Here is a 14,862-nt window from a genome sequence, read left to right on the forward strand (position 1 = left end):
GCTCTACATCGAGCCAGGATCACCATGGGAGAACGGATACTGTGAGAGCTTCAACTCGAAACTTCGAGACGAACTCCTCGCTCGTGAAATCTTCTATGATCTGCGCGAGGCGCAGGTCCTGATCGAGAACTGGAGACTGTTCTACAACACCGCAAGACCGCACTCATCGCTGGGCTATAAACCACCCGCGCCCAGAACCATCTTGCCCGCGACCTTCATGCCGCCTTATAGGTTGAAGGCGGCATGAACGCCGCTACAAACCAACCGTCGATCCTAACATTTCGGTTGGGCCAGTCAGATCGGGCAGGCCAGGTTTGGTTAAGATGAAAATGACTAACATCTCTTTGCGCAGACGTTTGATTTGGGCCTCGTCATTTTGGATTTGCGCGGGGTTCGTGATCGCCTTTCTGCTGCTTTCCAATATCTTTAAGGCGCAAGTCACACAGCAATTCTATGAAGAGCTGGATATCCATGTTTTAGAACTTGAGCGGCTTGTACAAGATCGTGACGGCGGATACCTCGCTATGGGTGAGCATTTCAGCGATCCGCGATATGATGTTGCTAAATCTGGGTATTATTGGCTCGTTCGCGAGGGCGACGAAAATAAGCTGGAAAGTCCCTCTTTTGACGGATTTAGCTTAGACCTCGAACCAGACCCCCACCCCCCAGGTGCGTCTACGGAACGCCACAAAGTCGACGGACCAACCGGCACGCTCTTATTTGTAGAACGATCGATTAATCCACACCCCTCCAGCGGCCAGTTGCGCCAATATATTGTCGGAACAGATAAGCGCCACCTCGATGCCATGGTCGCAGAGTTTAATACGCTTCTGGGAGTATCACTTGGCGTTTTTGCGCTTGTTTTGGTTGCGTCAGCCATCATGCTTCTCAGATTTGCTTTATCGCCCTTCACCAAGCTTCGCACATCATTGAGCAATGTGCGCGCGGGGGGCACTCGCAATCTCGAAGGCGCGTTTCCACAAGAAGTCCAGCCTCTGGTCGATGAGTTTAATGGGCTGCTCGTTAGCATGGGCGACATGTTGCAACGCGCCCGCGCCGGCGCAGGCAATCTGGCCCACGGTCTGAAAAGCCCTCTGACAATAATCTCGGGCGAAGCCTTTGAGTTAAGTGAACGCGGTCAGGATGAGAGCGCAACCGCGATTCTGGAACAGTCGCGCGTCATGCAAAGACATATCGACCACCACCTGGCCCGCGCACGGGCGTCCATTGTTGCCAGAATGCCCGGAATGCGAACGTCCCTGGGAGAACAACTATCTCAGGTGCTCCGGGCTCTACAGACTCTCTTCAAAGATAAAAACATTAGTGTTAAAACAGACATTGATCCTGGCCTCTTCCTGACAACCGATTCTCAGGACCTGAAAGAGGTTCTCGGAAACATTTTGGAAAACGCCTTCAAATTCGCGCAAACTGAGATTGTAATCTCTGCGCAGCGCTCGCTCAGCGATATGGTGGTCATCACGATTGAGGATGATGGGCCTGGCCTACCTTTGGAGGCCAGAGAGATGGTATTTGGTATCGGGAATCAATGGGATGAACTTGAACCGGGACATGGTCTCGGACTGGCCATTGTAAAAGAACTTGTTGAGCTATATGGCGGCGAAACTCGACTGGACGATGCTCCGGGTGGCGGGCTTCGTGTTGATATTACATTGCCGTCCTGTGAGTGAGTTTAAAAGATATCCACGGCGAAACAATCGACCGCTTTGGAACCCATATCTAACGCACGCGCCCTTGGTTATACCATGGGCCAACACTGTCTGAGGGGTATACCATGTCGTACCGTAATCTTCCGAATGAACATCATTACCTCCACCGCATTGGCTGGCTCCGCGCAACCGTGCTAGGCGCGAATGACGGCATTGTTTCAACAGCCAGCCTGATTATCGGGGTTGCGGCGGCCTCGGCGGGGCGGAGTGAAATTATCATAGCCGGTATCGCTGGCCTTACCGCCGGAGCAATGTCGATGGCCGCTGGAGAATTTGTATCTGTTAGCTCTCAAGCCGATACTGAGCGGGCCGATATCGAAACAGAAAAGGCGGCACTTGCAGATTTTCCGATAGAAGAAGAACAAGAACTTGCCGACATTTATGTCGCCCGCGGACTGGAACCGGATCTTGCCAAACAGGTCGCGTCGCAGCTCTCTGAAAAGGATGCCTTAGGCGCGCATGTTCGAGACGAGCTTGGACTGACCGAAGCGGCAACCGCTCAACCCATTCTGGCAGCGATCTCTTCAGCGGCGAGTTTTGCAGCAGGTGCCGCATTGCCACTCATCGCGGCCTGGCTTGCGCCTATGGACGCACTGAATTCGATCATTGCAACTGTCTCTTTGCTTGCGCTTGCCCTGCTTGGCCTCGCTTCAGCTACCGCCGGCGGCGCTGGGCGAATTCGGGCCGTTGCCCGCGTCGTGTTTTGGGGCGCCGGAGCTATGATCGTCACAGGCTTGATCGGCAAACTATTCGGAACGGTTGTCTAACCACCACCTTCGGCGCACCTTCCAAGAAAGAATGGGCGCAACTGGACCAGCATTTTGGAGACCAAAAATGAGTACTTCTGACGAACAGCCAAAAGTAAAAGTCTGGGACCCGCTGGTCCGGATAGGACACTGGACGATCGTCATCGGTTTCTTCACGGCCTATTTAACCGGTGATGAATTACTCGGCCTTCATGTTTGGGCGGGATATGCTGTTGCAATTGCTGTAGTGTTGAGGCTGCTATGGGGTTTTGTTGGCACAAAGCATGCGCGGTTCTCAAACTTCGTCACAGGCCCGCGAGCGGTTTTTGGATATCTCGCAGGGATACGGTCAGGGAGTGCCAAACGCTATTTGGGCCACAACCCTGCAGGCGCGGCTATGATCTTGGCACTTTTGTTTTCGCTTACAATCACAACTGTCTCAGGAATGGCCCTACTGGCAGTGGAAGATGGCCGGGGGCCATTGGCCGGTATCATCAGTGCGCAAACAGTAAATGATCAGTCTTCGGCATCACGTGTTCAATTGGAGCATGGAGATGAAGATGACGGGGAAGAATATGAAGATGATCATGAACGAGGAGAAGGCTCTGAAGAGTTGCTGGAAGGCGTCCATTCGGCTTTCACCTATTTAACGTTGATGCTTGTTGCGCTTCACATCTTTGGCGTGATCACCTCCAGTCTTGCGCACAAAGAAAGTCTCGTTACGGCGATGGTGACGGGGCGTAAACGCCCGAATGATTAGGCTTGGAGAGGAGCATATAACTGAAGGGTTTCCGCAACAATCAGTAGAGAGTGCTCTGAGCCCAATGTTTGGACCGCTGCCGATTAGACTTTCCGGCCATTGATCACATTGCCGGGCTGGTGACGGCAGCGTGATTTATGAGCGATATCGGGGGTTTGTTTCCGATAGCGCCGTGCGGCCTGATCGCATATGTGAGGTTTGTAATGATAGGCGGACGCATCGCGCATCAGGGATCGGCAGGCATGCCTTATCGACACGCCCTATTCGCGAACCGCCTCAATCACCGGCTCTCGCTTCCGAGCAGGCCTCACAGCTTTTGCGTAAGAACATCCTGCTGCAATTCCAGGTCAAGCGTCAGGTTAGGACGATTTTCTTCAGCCGCATGTTCTCATCTTCCAGCTGTTTCAGTCGTTTCATCTCTGAAGGCAGCAGACCGGCATATTTTTTATACCAGTTGAAATATGTCGCCTGACTGATTCCCGCCTTCCGGCAAATTTCCGCGACCGGGTTGCCTGTTCGCCTTGCTTCAAAATGAACGCTGTCTGGGCGGTCGGGAACTTCGATGCCTTCATCGCACTTTCTCCTGCCCGCCAGGTTTCAGATTGTCAGAAAATCTAAATCACAGAGATCCAGCTTCTTGGGAGAAAAACAATCATAGAAATAATAGCGTGCGCAGAACATAGGCGCTTCCGGCAACGACACAGACACCGGCTAGCATCAGCCCCCCAAACCAGAGCAGCTTACGTGTCAGCGGCGGCTCGGCCTCACCAGCCTCTAAAGGCGGGGCGGGTTCAAGCCAGTCCCTAAGGGCCATGATAGCCATCGCCAGGTTTGACCTTGCCCCAGAACAGGCGGTAGACATAAGCAGTATAGATCAAAATGATTGGCAACATCGTGGCGGCACCGACAAGCATCAGCGCCAATGCATTATCCCGCGCCGCTGCTTCCCATATCGTATATTCGAACGGCACCAGCCATGGAAACAGGCTAATCGCGAGCCCGACATAGCCTGACAGGAAAATCCCGGCCGCCAGCAGATAAGGGCGCCAGTTAGGCGCACTGCCTTCCTCGCCCGCCACCATCCACAGATCGCGTGCCAGCCAAGCCGTCAAAAGCAGACCTATCAGCGGCACGGGCGCAAGCGGCAAAAGCGTACCCCAGTCGAGCCCGGTCATCGAAAAGCCCCAACGCTCTGTAATCCGCAAATCCACAGATAGCGTCGCCATGCTGACCAGCGCAAAGGCCACCGACACACCCGCCAGCGCCGTCAGCCCCCAGCGCCGCGATTTGGCGTAAAGTTCACCCTCAGTCTTCAGAACCAGCCAGCAAGACCCGAGCAGGACATAACCAACCACAACCGACGCACCGACCAGCAGGCTGAACGGGCTCAGCCAGTCAAACATGCCGCCAGCGAAGGCGCGGCCTTCAGTGGTCACACCCTGAATGAAGGCCCCGAGAACAATCCCCTGCGACAGCGCTGCAACAAAGGATCCGCCACAGAATGCACCATTCCAGAACAGACGTGTTGGCTTGCGCACAGCCTTATGTCGGAACTCGAAGGCAACACCGCGGAAAATCAATGCCGCCAACATAAATAGTAGCGGTAGGTAAAAGGCTGGCATCAGGATCGAATAGGCGAGTGGAAAAGCGGCGAACAGGCCGCCGCCTCCCAGTACAAGCCAAGTCTCGTTACCATCCCAAACGGGTTCTATTGTTGCCGTCATCATGTTGCGTTCTTGGTCATCCGTGGCGAAGAAAGTCAGCATGCCAACGCCGAGGTCCATACCGTCCAACAGCACATACATCATCACCGCCGTGGCAATCAGGAGTGACCAGATCAGTGCATAATCCATCAGTTTTTTCTCCGATCAGCGACAGCAGTCTCTGGCGGTAATTCCTCAGCTGGATCATCGACCGCGCCCAATGGTGATCCCGGGGCCCGGCGCTCGCCACGCGGCGTATCGGTCGGGTCATCAGTAAAGCCGCGTGTCGCAATTCGAGCCATATAAACACTGCCGGCTGTGAATACGATCGCGTAAACCACCATGAATACGAGCAATGAGGTCGCCACAGCAGCGGTCTCAACCGGCGCAACACTGTCTTCGGTACGCAAATGCCCATAGACTGTGTAGGGCTGTCGTCCAACTTCAGCGACCATCCATCCGGTCAGGACAGCAATGAAGCCAAGGCTTCCACCCGGCACCGCCAGCCAGTGAAATAGGCCTGGCTGATCAATCCGTCGGCGCCACCACAGAAACAACCCCCAAACTCCCAACGCCAACATTGCAAGTCCAGCCGCGACCATGATCCTGAAGCTCCAGAATGGGATCCAGATCGGCGGCGTCTCACTCGCATCGAACGCGTCCAGCCCCTGCAGATCGCCATTAGCCTTTGGAAACAGAAGCGGACTTGTGCCGGGTATCTCGACACTCGCAAGTCCGCATTCATTATCAGCAGGCCAGGCAACGATCGCTGTGCCCTGCACCGCTTTGGTGTCGCACCACGCTTCAACGACCGCAATCTTGGCGGGTTGATGCTCATGCGCCACCTCGCCAGACCAATGACCAGCGGCGATCTGAAATGGCATGACAGCAGCAAGTGTCAGCGCCGCCATTCGAATCTGCCACTGTGTTGGTTCACTGTTCTGACCGCGCAAAATCTGCCAGGCCCCTGCCGCCAGAACGACAGCTGCCGTTGTCGCATAGGCAGCCAGCATCATGTGGACATAGCGGCTTGGAAAGCTCGGATTGAAGATCACTTTCAGCCAATCGGTCGCATAGAAATTGCCTGTGACCGGATCCACAGCAAACCCTTGCGGCGTTTGCATCCAGCTATTGGCCGACAAGATCCAAAAAGCCGAAATTGAGGTTCCAATCGCCACCGCACAGGTCGCCGCAAAATGCAACTTTCGGCCGGCTTTGTTCCAACCAAACAACATGACGCCCAGAAAAGTTGCCTCAAGGAAGAATGCCGTCAGCACTTCGTATCCGAGCAGCGGCCCCAGCACGCTGCCGGTCCTGTCCGCAAAGACGCTCCAATTGGTTCCGAACTGGTAGGACATAACGACGCCAGAGACGACACCCATGGCAAAAGCCAAAGCGAAGATTTTCACCCAGTGCAGATAAAGTCCCTTATAGACCTCACGCCCAGTCCGAAGCCACATCCCCTCACAAACGGCCAGAAAGGCAGCGAGCCCGATCGTGAAAGCCGGAAAAAGGATGTGGAAGGCGATAACGAACCCGAACTGGATACGTGACAGCAATAGCGCGTCAAATTCCATGATTACAGCTTTCTAACCAGATACGGCCAAACTAGAGCGCAATTTGGTTGTCCCTATTATGCGAATACTCATCGGCCGACGGGCTAGTAGAGTTATGGAGCTCATCTGATTGGCAACTCCTCGCTGAATGCCATCTATTTTCTAACCAGCCGTGTTCGATGAGACTTCACAAGAACAGCGACCATGGAACATTTGCGTGCCCAATCGTCAGTCACACAAGGCGAAACACCCGCATGCTTCTTCGACATGTCTGAGTATCATAGTTTTGTCTCTTCCGCGCGGAGCATTTTATAAATATCGTCCTTCAAAAGGATGCGCTGTTTTCGCATTTCTTTCAGATGCTCATCAGACGTCGGATCGACATCTGCTTCGGCAGAATGTATGGCGCGGTTCAGCTCGTGATACTCTGCGGCGAGACGCCGAAAATGCGCATTCGTAACTTTCAATTCATGGAGCCTATCGATGTGTTGTGGAAACTCCTCGGCCAGTTCGTGCTTCACATGACTCATCTTTGTATTCCTTTGTTGCAGAAGCCTATAAGTCGAAATTCAAATGGTTAACCCATGCACGAAACGCTTGTTCGAGTTGGCTGACATGATGACCATGTCGCTCTTCGCTGTCGACTTCATCCGCGAGCATTCGATCCAGCTCTTTGTGGCGAGCAGCCAACTCTTCGAGGGTCGGGCCATGCTCAGCGTAAAGCACGTGTTGCAAACGAAGCCTTTCTCGCGCAGCTTCGATCGATACCGACAATTTGTTTAGTCTCTCGTTCGGCGTTGGTTGATTGGTCATATCTCTACTCCTTTTTTGAGATGCATTCAAAATGGCTCCCTTCCCTCTTTTTTCATAGCCGGTGGTTTAGCCGGGTTATTTGAACGCAACTCAGCGAGAAATTTACAACTCTGTAAGATCCATGTTCTGGTTGGTCGCACATACTTAGTATTCGATATCATGGACGTGATTCGTGAGTGTAATGATCTTCTTGCTCGGCCGTTCAAACATTAAAGGCGTTCTGATCTTCATTGCATTGCCGCGATCTTGCAGTGCGGACACTGAGACTAGAAAAAATGGCGGATTTGACTTTTTGTCGTCTTGGCGCGCTGATTTTTTGGGGCGTCCTGGCATTGCTGATCTATGTCGCTGTGCGTGCAACCATCAATCGGGTCGGGTCGGACTCCAAGTCCAGTGACCCGGTTGATATCCTCCGGCGACGTTATGCGCGCGGCGAAATAGACAAGGAAGAATTTGATCGTCGCATGAAAGACCTGACCTAACGCCGCTTGCAGACCCCACAATTCTTGAGGGGTCGGGCAAGTGTCCGGCGTATCACCCAGACAATGCCAGTCGCTGAAGACAGCGACGCTCACGCATATGGCTAACTGGGAGGCGCTTTTGGGCGATTTGATTGAACCGAACCTGCATCCGATTCTGGTGCATTTTGCCTATGCGCTTAGCCTCACGGCTTTTGCCTCTTATGTGTTGGCCGCCTTTTCGCCTGTCGAGCGATGGCGAGCGACCCTGCGACCGGCTGCGGACTGGATGCTGGCCTTTGGTGCGATCGCGATCGTGTTGACCATAGCAGCAGGGTTTCAGGCCTATTACACGGTAGCTCATGATGCGCCGTCGCATGCAGCGATGACCACGCACCGTAACTGGGCTGTACCATCCGGCCTCGCCATCCTGCTATTGGCGGCCTGGCGCTGGACGGGAAGAACAAAAGCCGCCTCTGGTATTTTCGTCACAGGCTTGGCTGCGGCCGCGCTCGGCTTAACCGTCACAGCCTGGTGGGGCGGTAAAATCGTCTATGGCTACGGTCTTGGCGTCAAAAGCCTGCCGCAGGTAACCGGAGATGGCCACGACCATGATCATGGCGGCAGCGGCGCCGCGGCAGATCATGACATGGATGCCATGCCAGACTTGGCGGCGACCGCGAATGACCATGACAATGCTGACGGCCAGCATGACACCGCGCCAGCCAGCCATGACAATAGCGATGGGCACCACGATGAAGACAGCCCGCCTGCAATCCCGGCCTCGCAGACCGGGTCGCCGGCGAGCGTCGCTGACGCGTTCGGCGAAGCGCTAAAAGCAGGGGATGAGGCAGCGCTTCGTGAACTCTTTGCGCCCGGCGCTGTGATCGCAGAAGGCGGCGGCGCTGAGCGTTCATTCGAAGAGTATGCTGGCCACCATATGTCTAATGATATGGCCTATGCGGCGGCAGTGTCATTCGACCTCAAAGACCGAAACATTATCGAGAATGGCGATATCGCGACGGTGATCTCTCAAGCGGAGATTAATGGCGCCTATAGGGGCGAGCCCGTACACCGCCAAGCTATGGAAACCATGGTTCTCAAACGCGACGCTGGGGTCTGGAAGATTCACCATGTCCATTGGTCATCCGCGCCGATCACCGAAGATCACGAGCACTGATAAATGGCTGGGGGTGGCCAAACACAGCTTGCAGACCCGCTCATAGGTCAAAACCACTTCACTGCAGTGCGGTGGGGACTGGCCGGAATTGTCGCGCTTGGCCATGTTTGGCTGCTAACCGTTGGGCCAGAGCCGCTACAAATTCATGGATGGTTGGCGAGCTATATGGCGGTCAACGGCTTTTTTGTGCTGTCTGGTTTGTTAATTGCCAAAAGCCTACACACCAGGCGCAATTTGGGCGCTTACGCACAATCGCGCATTTTGCGCATCTACCCAGCTCTCATTGTGGTCATGGTCGCATTCTTGCTCGTCTTCATGCCGCTTTTCTCCCATGAGGAGCTGACAAGATCACGGTTTTTGAGTGCGGGTCTCTATGTCTTGAAAGTGCTCGCAATGGGCGATCATGCAAGTCAGCCAGCCCATATTTACGCCGATAATCTTGAAACCGTCTTCAATGATCCGCTCTGGACCATTCGATATGAGTTAGCCGCCTATATATTGGCCGCAATTGCTTTCATATTCGGCTTCGCAAACGGCCGCATCCGAGTTTTGATGACATATTTGGCTGTGCAGAGCGCTTACGTGTATTTCGCAACGGCGCATCAAGACAGTGACCTGCATGTCAATTTGATGCCTATGCTCAGGCTTAGTTCAAGCTTTTTATTGGGGATGTTGCTTTGGCATTGGCGCGAGTTTCGACGGCCGCCAATCTGGGCGATCGCAGGTCTAGCGACGCTGTTTGGTCTTTTTGGCGGCAGCTTTCTAGGAGAAATTTTCGCAAACTGGGCGTTGACGGCCATCATTTTGCGCCTCGGTCTGCCGAAAAAGGCAAATGCTCGAATAGCCGGTATTCCTGACTATTCCTATGGGATTTATATTTGGCACTTCCCGGTGATGCAGTCTCTGCTTGTTTGGCAATCTGACCTAAATCCACTGACGCTTCTGGCTGTCTCTACCCCGGTTTACCTGTCGATTGCCGCGATCTCATGGCATTTCATAGAGAAGCCTGCCCTGGCCTTTAAAACTGCGCCCCAAACCCGCAACCGCAAGTCAAAGACTTTAGCTTCCCAAGCTCAAACCTTGTCTCCTGCAAGTTCAATTGAGGGAGACGCGCAATGAACGCAGCATCGACCGGTTTTGCCAACGATCCGCTGTTTCGCGCCAACCACTTCACCGCGGTGCGCTGGGTGCTGGCGATCGCTGTAGTGCTCGGTCATGTCTGGCTCCTCACGACAGGGTTCGAACCGCTTCGCATCCACGAATGGACCGCCAGTTACATGGCCGTGAATGGCTTTTTCGTGCTGTCCGGTCTCCTGATCGCCAAGAGCCTTCACACCCGGCGCGATATGCGCGCCTATGCGTTATCGCGGTTTCTCCGCATTTATCCAGCTCTAGGCGTGGTGCTCATCGCTTTTGCGCTTGTGTTTGCGCCCGCACTCGGAGCCATAAATGGGACATCCATTTTAAAGCCTGATGATTGGCTATACGTCGTCAAGGTTTTAGCTCTGGGGGACCCCGAAAGCGCGCCTGCCCAAATCTTCACAACTAATCTAGAGACAGACTTTAATGGTCCCCTTTGGACCATCCGTTTCGAAATCGCAGCCTACATTCTTGCTGGAATAGCTTTTATGATTGGGCTGGTTAATGGCCCTTGGCGGATACTTGGCGTCTTCACAATCGTACAATCGGTTTACCTCGGTGCGCCATTCGTTATCGATACAAGTGCGCTTCCGCCGAGTGTGATGTCGCTGCTACGCCTTTCATCAGCTTTCCTACTTGGAATGACCCTTTGGCATTGGCCGGTCTTGCGCAAACCCCCAATTGTGGCGATCGCTGGATTGATTGCCGTGTTCGCGCTGTTTGGCGGCGGGCCTTTTGGCGAACTATTTGCAACCCTTGCCCTGACAAGCCTTATGCTGCGGGCTGGTTTGCCAAAACGTGCTTCGCCTCGTGTCGCCAAGATCCCAGATTATTCGTATGGGATTTATATTTGGCACTATCCGATTTTGCAGCTGCTTCTGGTCGCTCAACCTGACCTTGCCCCGGCAATGCTTGGCCTAGTGGCCACGCCGCTCGTTCTGTTTGCCTCGGCTGCGTCCTGGCACATTATTGAAAAGCCGGTGCTCAGGCTGAAGCCCGGTGCGCACCCCAAAAAACAAAAAACCGTCTCGACGGAGGTCGCTGCATGACCTCCGCGCCGCATTCACTGACTGAAACACTGCTTCGGGCTCAAAGCCAATTTGAGAAGCTTATAAGCGGCGCATCTGAAAACACACCCACAACTAAGTTTGCACAAATGGCATTCATGACGGCCGAGGTGTGCATTCTTCTTTCTGAGGCACTTGCGAAGTCGATCGAACACCGCCGAGAAAATCTCCTCAGGGCACTACGAGCGATGGCAGGTATTTTCAGAGGCCTTGAAAGAGCCTCGCTGGAAACGACGAGCAACAGCCCGAACAGGCTCGGGACCGCGTGCGGTCAATGCGAAACAGCGATCTACGCTTTTCTTAAAGCAACCGAGCCTGACACTCAGGGGAGATTGAAATGAGCGCGGCGCCCTGGTCTGGCGCGTTGGCCATCGGGGTCGGCTGGGCCGCGCTCGACGCTCGCCTTGGCAAGAACACGGCACATGCTCATTTGGCACATCAGGCCATACTCGGGCTGGATGGCGCAGTCGTGGTGACGACAAACTCAGAGATAGTAGCCCCGACCGGCAAGGCTATTCACATCCCTACTGGGCAGACCCATTCCATCGGTCCTGAGGGACGCCTGACGCGCTCGATCTATATTGACCCGCGCTTTTCCGGAATTCGAAACGATCAGCAATGCAATCAGCCTGCCTGCCTTTCGGATGATCTATCAGCCGCTCTGGAGCACATCACCGACACTAATCAGGCGCGCGATTGGGCGAAAAGGTTCGCGGGCCGGTTGCCTGGTTCGGCCATAGATTCACGCCTACAAAAAGCCCTTGGCAACGTTCGCGCACTCGCCAATCCCGCCGCTCTGGCGCGCGAGCTCGCGCTGTCTCCAACTCGGCTGCGAGAGATCGTCAAGGCGGACTTCGGTGTTCCGCCCAGCAACCTATTGCAATGGTTGCAATTGCTCGGCGCCGCTAAGGCAATGGAGGCGTCGTCCAGTCTCGCTGATGCAGCGGCCGCGGGCGGTTTTGCTGACCAGGCGCATTTCACTCGCCGACTGCAACAATGGTTCGGGGTGACCCCAAAAATTGGCCTGTCGGGTTTGGAGGTGTCCGTCGATGATCTCAGCTGATCCCTCACCCAACGCGGATTGGTCGGCGCGCTTGTCTTGCTCAAGACAACGATGCGGGCCCTAAGTATATATACGGAGTAACCAATACCCCCTATGGGTATTAACTCATTTTCGAAGCAACGCATCGCTGTCGCACGAATTATGTGGCGGCAACAACCAAAGAGAAGGAAAACACCATGCGCCTCATCCCCACTGGGCACGCCCTATCCATTTTTCTCGCCATCACGTTTACGCTCTGTATCGCATGGGGGTTGGTCGCACCGCCTAGTCTCCACATGCACGGTGCGTGGGAAGAGCTCCTACCCGGATTTGAATTCATTTCGGTTTCAAGCTTCTTCCTCGGCCTCATCGAGTCCTACGTTTACGGCTGGTATATCGCGCTTGTCTTCGTACCGCTCTACCGGCTGTTCAATCGCCAAAAAGCCTAATGCAAGAACTCCATTAAAGATCAGCCGCCCAACCCGGGCGTTGACCTTTAAGAGTGACACTGAAGCCAAACCCCGGAGGGGCGGATATGACCAATACCGATCATAAACATCACGAGCATGGACATCATGATCACCACCACGGGGATGATCATGATTGTTGCCATGGTGGCGGAGACGCCGATGCCGGCGCGGACGGCAAATATGATCTCGTCCCGCAGGGCTACACAGGCACGGTCTATACATGCCCGATGCATCCAAACGTTCGCGACGTCCGAAACTCCGGGTGCCCTATCTGCGGCATGGCGCTGGAGCCAGAAGGTGTTGTCGTAGGCGAAGAAGACACTTCAGAACTCGACGATATGACCCGTAGATTCTGGATCAGCGCCATCTTCACCATCCCGCTTGCCATTTACGCCATGGGTGACCTGATCTCCGGCAAACCCCTCGAAGGGCTTTTGCCCGCCGGTTGGTCCCAATGGGCTCAATTCGTGCTGGCGGCTCCTGTCGTCCTCTGGGGCGGATGGCCATTCTTCGTCCGTGGTGTTCGGTCGGTACGGACGATGAACCTCAACATGTTCACCCTTATCTCTCTCGGCGTAGGCGTTGCTTTTGTCTTCTCGCTTGTTGCAACAGCTTTGCCAGGCATCTTTCCGCACGCATTTCGCAATGAGGCTGGCGAAGTCGCTGTATATTATGAAGCGGCCGCGGTGATCACGACGCTCGTATTGCTCGGGCAGGTTCTTGAGCTGCGAGCCCGAAGCGCAACATCGGGAGCAATCCGCGCGCTCCTGGAACTCACCCCGCCGACAGCAAACCGAATCGTGGCGGACGGACAGGAAGAAGAGGTTTCCGTCGACGATGTCCAGAGCGGTGACCGGCTACGGGTCCGGCCAGGCGAAAAAGTACCTGTCGACGGCGAAGTTGTTGAAGGGCGTTCGAATGTCGACGAGTCCATGATCACTGGAGAACCTATTCCAGTCGAGAAAGCAGCAGGGGATCCGATTACCGGCGGTACAGTTAACGGCACCGGATCACTCGTCATGGCCGCGACGCGCGTCGGCGAAGATACAATGCTATCGCAAATCGTACGCATGGTCGCCGAAGCTCAGCGCTCACGCGCGCCCATCCAGAAGCTCGCCGACACAGTGGCCGGCCTGTTTGTCCCGGCCGTCGTCGTGATCGCGATTATCACTTTCATCGTCTGGGCGATTTTTGGGCCTCACCCGGCCATGGCTTTTGCGATCGTCAACGCCGTGGCTGTGTTAATTATTGCGTGTCCCTGCGCGCTTGGCCTTGCAACGCCGATGTCAATTATGGTCGCCACAGGAAAGGGCGCACAGAGCGGCATTCTGATCAAAAATGCTGAAGCGCTCGAGACGTTTGAAAAAGTCGACACGATCGTCGTCGATAAGACCGGCACTTTGACAGAGGGCCACCCCAAACTTGTGACAGTCGAGCCTGCGAGTGGTCTCGCAGAAGCAGACTTCCTGGCTTACGCTGCCGCGATTGAACGCGGGAGCGAGCACCCTCTTGCGCAAGCCATCGTCAACGGGGCCGAAGAGCGCGGCGCAGCGCGCCTGAAGTCGACCGATTTTGAATCAGTCACCGGAGAAGGCGCGCAGGGCCGGGTCGATGGAAAGCTTTTCGCCATCGGCAACGCCAAGATGATGCGCCGGGTCGGTGCTTTTGACGAAACACTGAAAGCCCATGCTGAAACCTATCGCCGCGACGGCCAGACGGTGATGTTCGCCGCTCTGGACGGCAAACCGGCGGGCCTGATTGGTGTCGCCGATCCAATCAAAGAAACGACCCCTGAAGCCATAGCCGCCTTGCACAAGGCTGGCATGAAAGTCGTCATGCTGACAGGCGACAGCCTGGCAACAGCACAAGCGGTTGCACGCCAAATCGGCATTGATGAGGTAGAGGCCGATGTGTCACCAGAAGACAAAAACCGGATCGTGCGCGAACTCCAATCGAAAGGTGCGGTCGTCGCCATGTGCGGCGACGGCATCAATGACGCGCCTGCCCTTGCTCAAGCGGATATCGGAATAGCCATGGGAACCGGTACAGATGTGGCCATGGAGAGCGCCAGTGTCACCCTGGTCAAAGGCGATCTTCGCGGTGTCGCCCGCGCGCAGCGGCTGAGCCGCGCGACGATGGGCAATATTCGCGAAAACCTGTTCTTTGCCTTTATCTATAATTCGCTCGGCGTGCCGGTTGC

The 14,862-nt window shown here is 55.0% G+C and carries 17 protein-coding genes and 1 pseudogene; 12 read left to right on the forward strand and 6 right to left on the reverse strand.

Annotation, left to right across the window (positions count from 1 at the left end; genetic code table 11):
• The 4 genes from D1227_RS13125 to D1227_RS13140 all read left to right on the forward strand — a co-directional run.
• The coding region (locus D1227_RS13125) for an integrase core domain-containing protein (RefSeq protein WP_147373275.1) at positions 1-247 on the forward strand (247 nt) is incomplete at its 5' end.
• Positions 248-323: 76 nt separating this feature from the next.
• Entirely contained in the window at positions 324-1,688 is a 1,365-nt protein-coding gene (locus tag D1227_RS13130) for a sensor histidine kinase (protein WP_119404967.1), read from the forward strand.
• Between the two features lie 104 nt (positions 1,689-1,792).
• Complete coding sequence (locus tag D1227_RS13135) at positions 1,793-2,494, forward strand: VIT1/CCC1 transporter family protein (protein ID WP_119404968.1); 702 nt, start codon at positions 1,793-1,795, stop codon at positions 2,492-2,494.
• Positions 2,495-2,561: 67 nt separating this feature from the next.
• Positions 2,562-3,233 carry a cytochrome b/b6 domain-containing protein gene (locus D1227_RS13140; protein WP_119404969.1) on the forward strand — a complete coding sequence of 224 codons (672 nt, stop codon included), beginning with the start codon at positions 2,562-2,564 and terminating at the stop codon, positions 3,231-3,233.
• 158 nt (positions 3,234-3,391) lie between these two features.
• Here the strand turns inward: D1227_RS13140 and D1227_RS13145 are convergent.
• The 6 genes and pseudogenes from D1227_RS13145 to D1227_RS19815 all read right to left on the reverse strand — a co-directional run.
• Positions 3,392-3,805: pseudogene (locus D1227_RS13145) on the reverse strand (transposase); the annotation flags it as partial.
• Positions 3,806-3,885: 80 nt separating this feature from the next.
• Entirely contained in the window at positions 3,886-4,047 is a 162-nt protein-coding gene (locus D1227_RS20055) for a hypothetical protein (RefSeq protein WP_199288324.1), read from the reverse strand.
• Positions 4,037-5,086 (reverse strand): cytochrome d ubiquinol oxidase subunit II, encoded by a 1,050-nt coding sequence (gene cydB / locus D1227_RS13150; protein ID WP_119404970.1) that lies wholly within the window; start codon positions 5,084-5,086, stop codon positions 4,037-4,039. Before cydB ends, D1227_RS20055 begins: the two co-directional genes overlap by 11 nt.
• Positions 5,086-6,513 (reverse strand): cytochrome ubiquinol oxidase subunit I, encoded by a 1,428-nt coding sequence (locus D1227_RS13155; RefSeq protein ID WP_119404971.1) that lies wholly within the window; start codon positions 6,511-6,513, stop codon positions 5,086-5,088. Before D1227_RS13155 ends, cydB begins: the two co-directional genes overlap by 1 nt.
• A gap of 257 nt (positions 6,514-6,770) precedes the next feature.
• Positions 6,771-7,022 carry a YdcH family protein gene (locus D1227_RS13160; RefSeq protein WP_119404972.1) on the reverse strand — a complete coding sequence of 84 codons (252 nt, stop codon included), beginning with the start codon at positions 7,020-7,022 and terminating at the stop codon, positions 6,771-6,773.
• A gap of 25 nt (positions 7,023-7,047) precedes the next feature.
• Positions 7,048-7,305, reverse strand: coding sequence for a hypothetical protein (locus D1227_RS19815; RefSeq protein WP_147373309.1), 258 nt, complete (start codon positions 7,303-7,305; stop codon positions 7,048-7,050).
• A gap of 275 nt (positions 7,306-7,580) precedes the next feature.
• Between D1227_RS19815 and D1227_RS13170 the strand changes: the two genes are divergently transcribed.
• From D1227_RS13170 to D1227_RS13205, 8 genes are all read left to right on the forward strand, one after another.
• Entirely contained in the window at positions 7,581-7,787 is a 207-nt protein-coding gene (locus tag D1227_RS13170) for an SHOCT domain-containing protein (protein WP_119404974.1), read from the forward strand.
• Positions 7,788-7,905: 118 nt separating this feature from the next.
• Positions 7,906-8,943 carry a DUF4440 domain-containing protein gene (locus D1227_RS13175; protein ID WP_158586649.1) on the forward strand — a complete coding sequence of 346 codons (1,038 nt, stop codon included), beginning with the start codon at positions 7,906-7,908 and terminating at the stop codon, positions 8,941-8,943.
• Between the two features lie 3 nt (positions 8,944-8,946).
• Positions 8,947-10,062 carry an acyltransferase family protein gene (locus D1227_RS13180; RefSeq protein ID WP_119404976.1) on the forward strand — a complete coding sequence of 372 codons (1,116 nt, stop codon included), beginning with the start codon at positions 8,947-8,949 and terminating at the stop codon, positions 10,060-10,062.
• Positions 10,059-11,132: an acyltransferase family protein gene (locus tag D1227_RS13185; protein ID WP_119404977.1), complete on the forward strand. Its 1,074-nt coding sequence runs from the start codon at positions 10,059-10,061 to the stop codon at positions 11,130-11,132. The genes D1227_RS13180 and D1227_RS13185 overlap by 4 nt, the downstream gene beginning before the upstream one ends.
• Positions 11,129-11,491: a hypothetical protein gene (locus D1227_RS13190; RefSeq protein ID WP_147373311.1), complete on the forward strand. Its 363-nt coding sequence runs from the start codon at positions 11,129-11,131 to the stop codon at positions 11,489-11,491. Before D1227_RS13185 ends, D1227_RS13190 begins: the two co-directional genes overlap by 4 nt.
• The gene (locus D1227_RS13195; RefSeq protein WP_119404568.1) at positions 11,488-12,213 is read left to right on the forward strand and encodes a helix-turn-helix domain-containing protein; all 726 of its coding nucleotides are present in this window, start codon (positions 11,488-11,490) and stop codon (positions 12,211-12,213) included. Before D1227_RS13190 ends, D1227_RS13195 begins: the two co-directional genes overlap by 4 nt.
• A gap of 176 nt (positions 12,214-12,389) precedes the next feature.
• Positions 12,390-12,641: a DUF5676 family membrane protein gene (locus tag D1227_RS13200; protein WP_084396990.1), complete on the forward strand. Its 252-nt coding sequence runs from the start codon at positions 12,390-12,392 to the stop codon at positions 12,639-12,641.
• Positions 12,642-12,727: 86 nt separating this feature from the next.
• Positions 12,728-14,862: copper-transporting P-type ATPase (locus tag D1227_RS13205; protein ID WP_147373292.1), on the forward strand; the 2,135-nt coding region annotated here is incomplete at its 3' end.

It is taken from the genome of Henriciella mobilis, from assembly GCF_003576315.1.
Taxonomy (GTDB): Bacteria; Pseudomonadota; Alphaproteobacteria; order Caulobacterales; family Hyphomonadaceae; genus Henriciella; species Henriciella mobilis.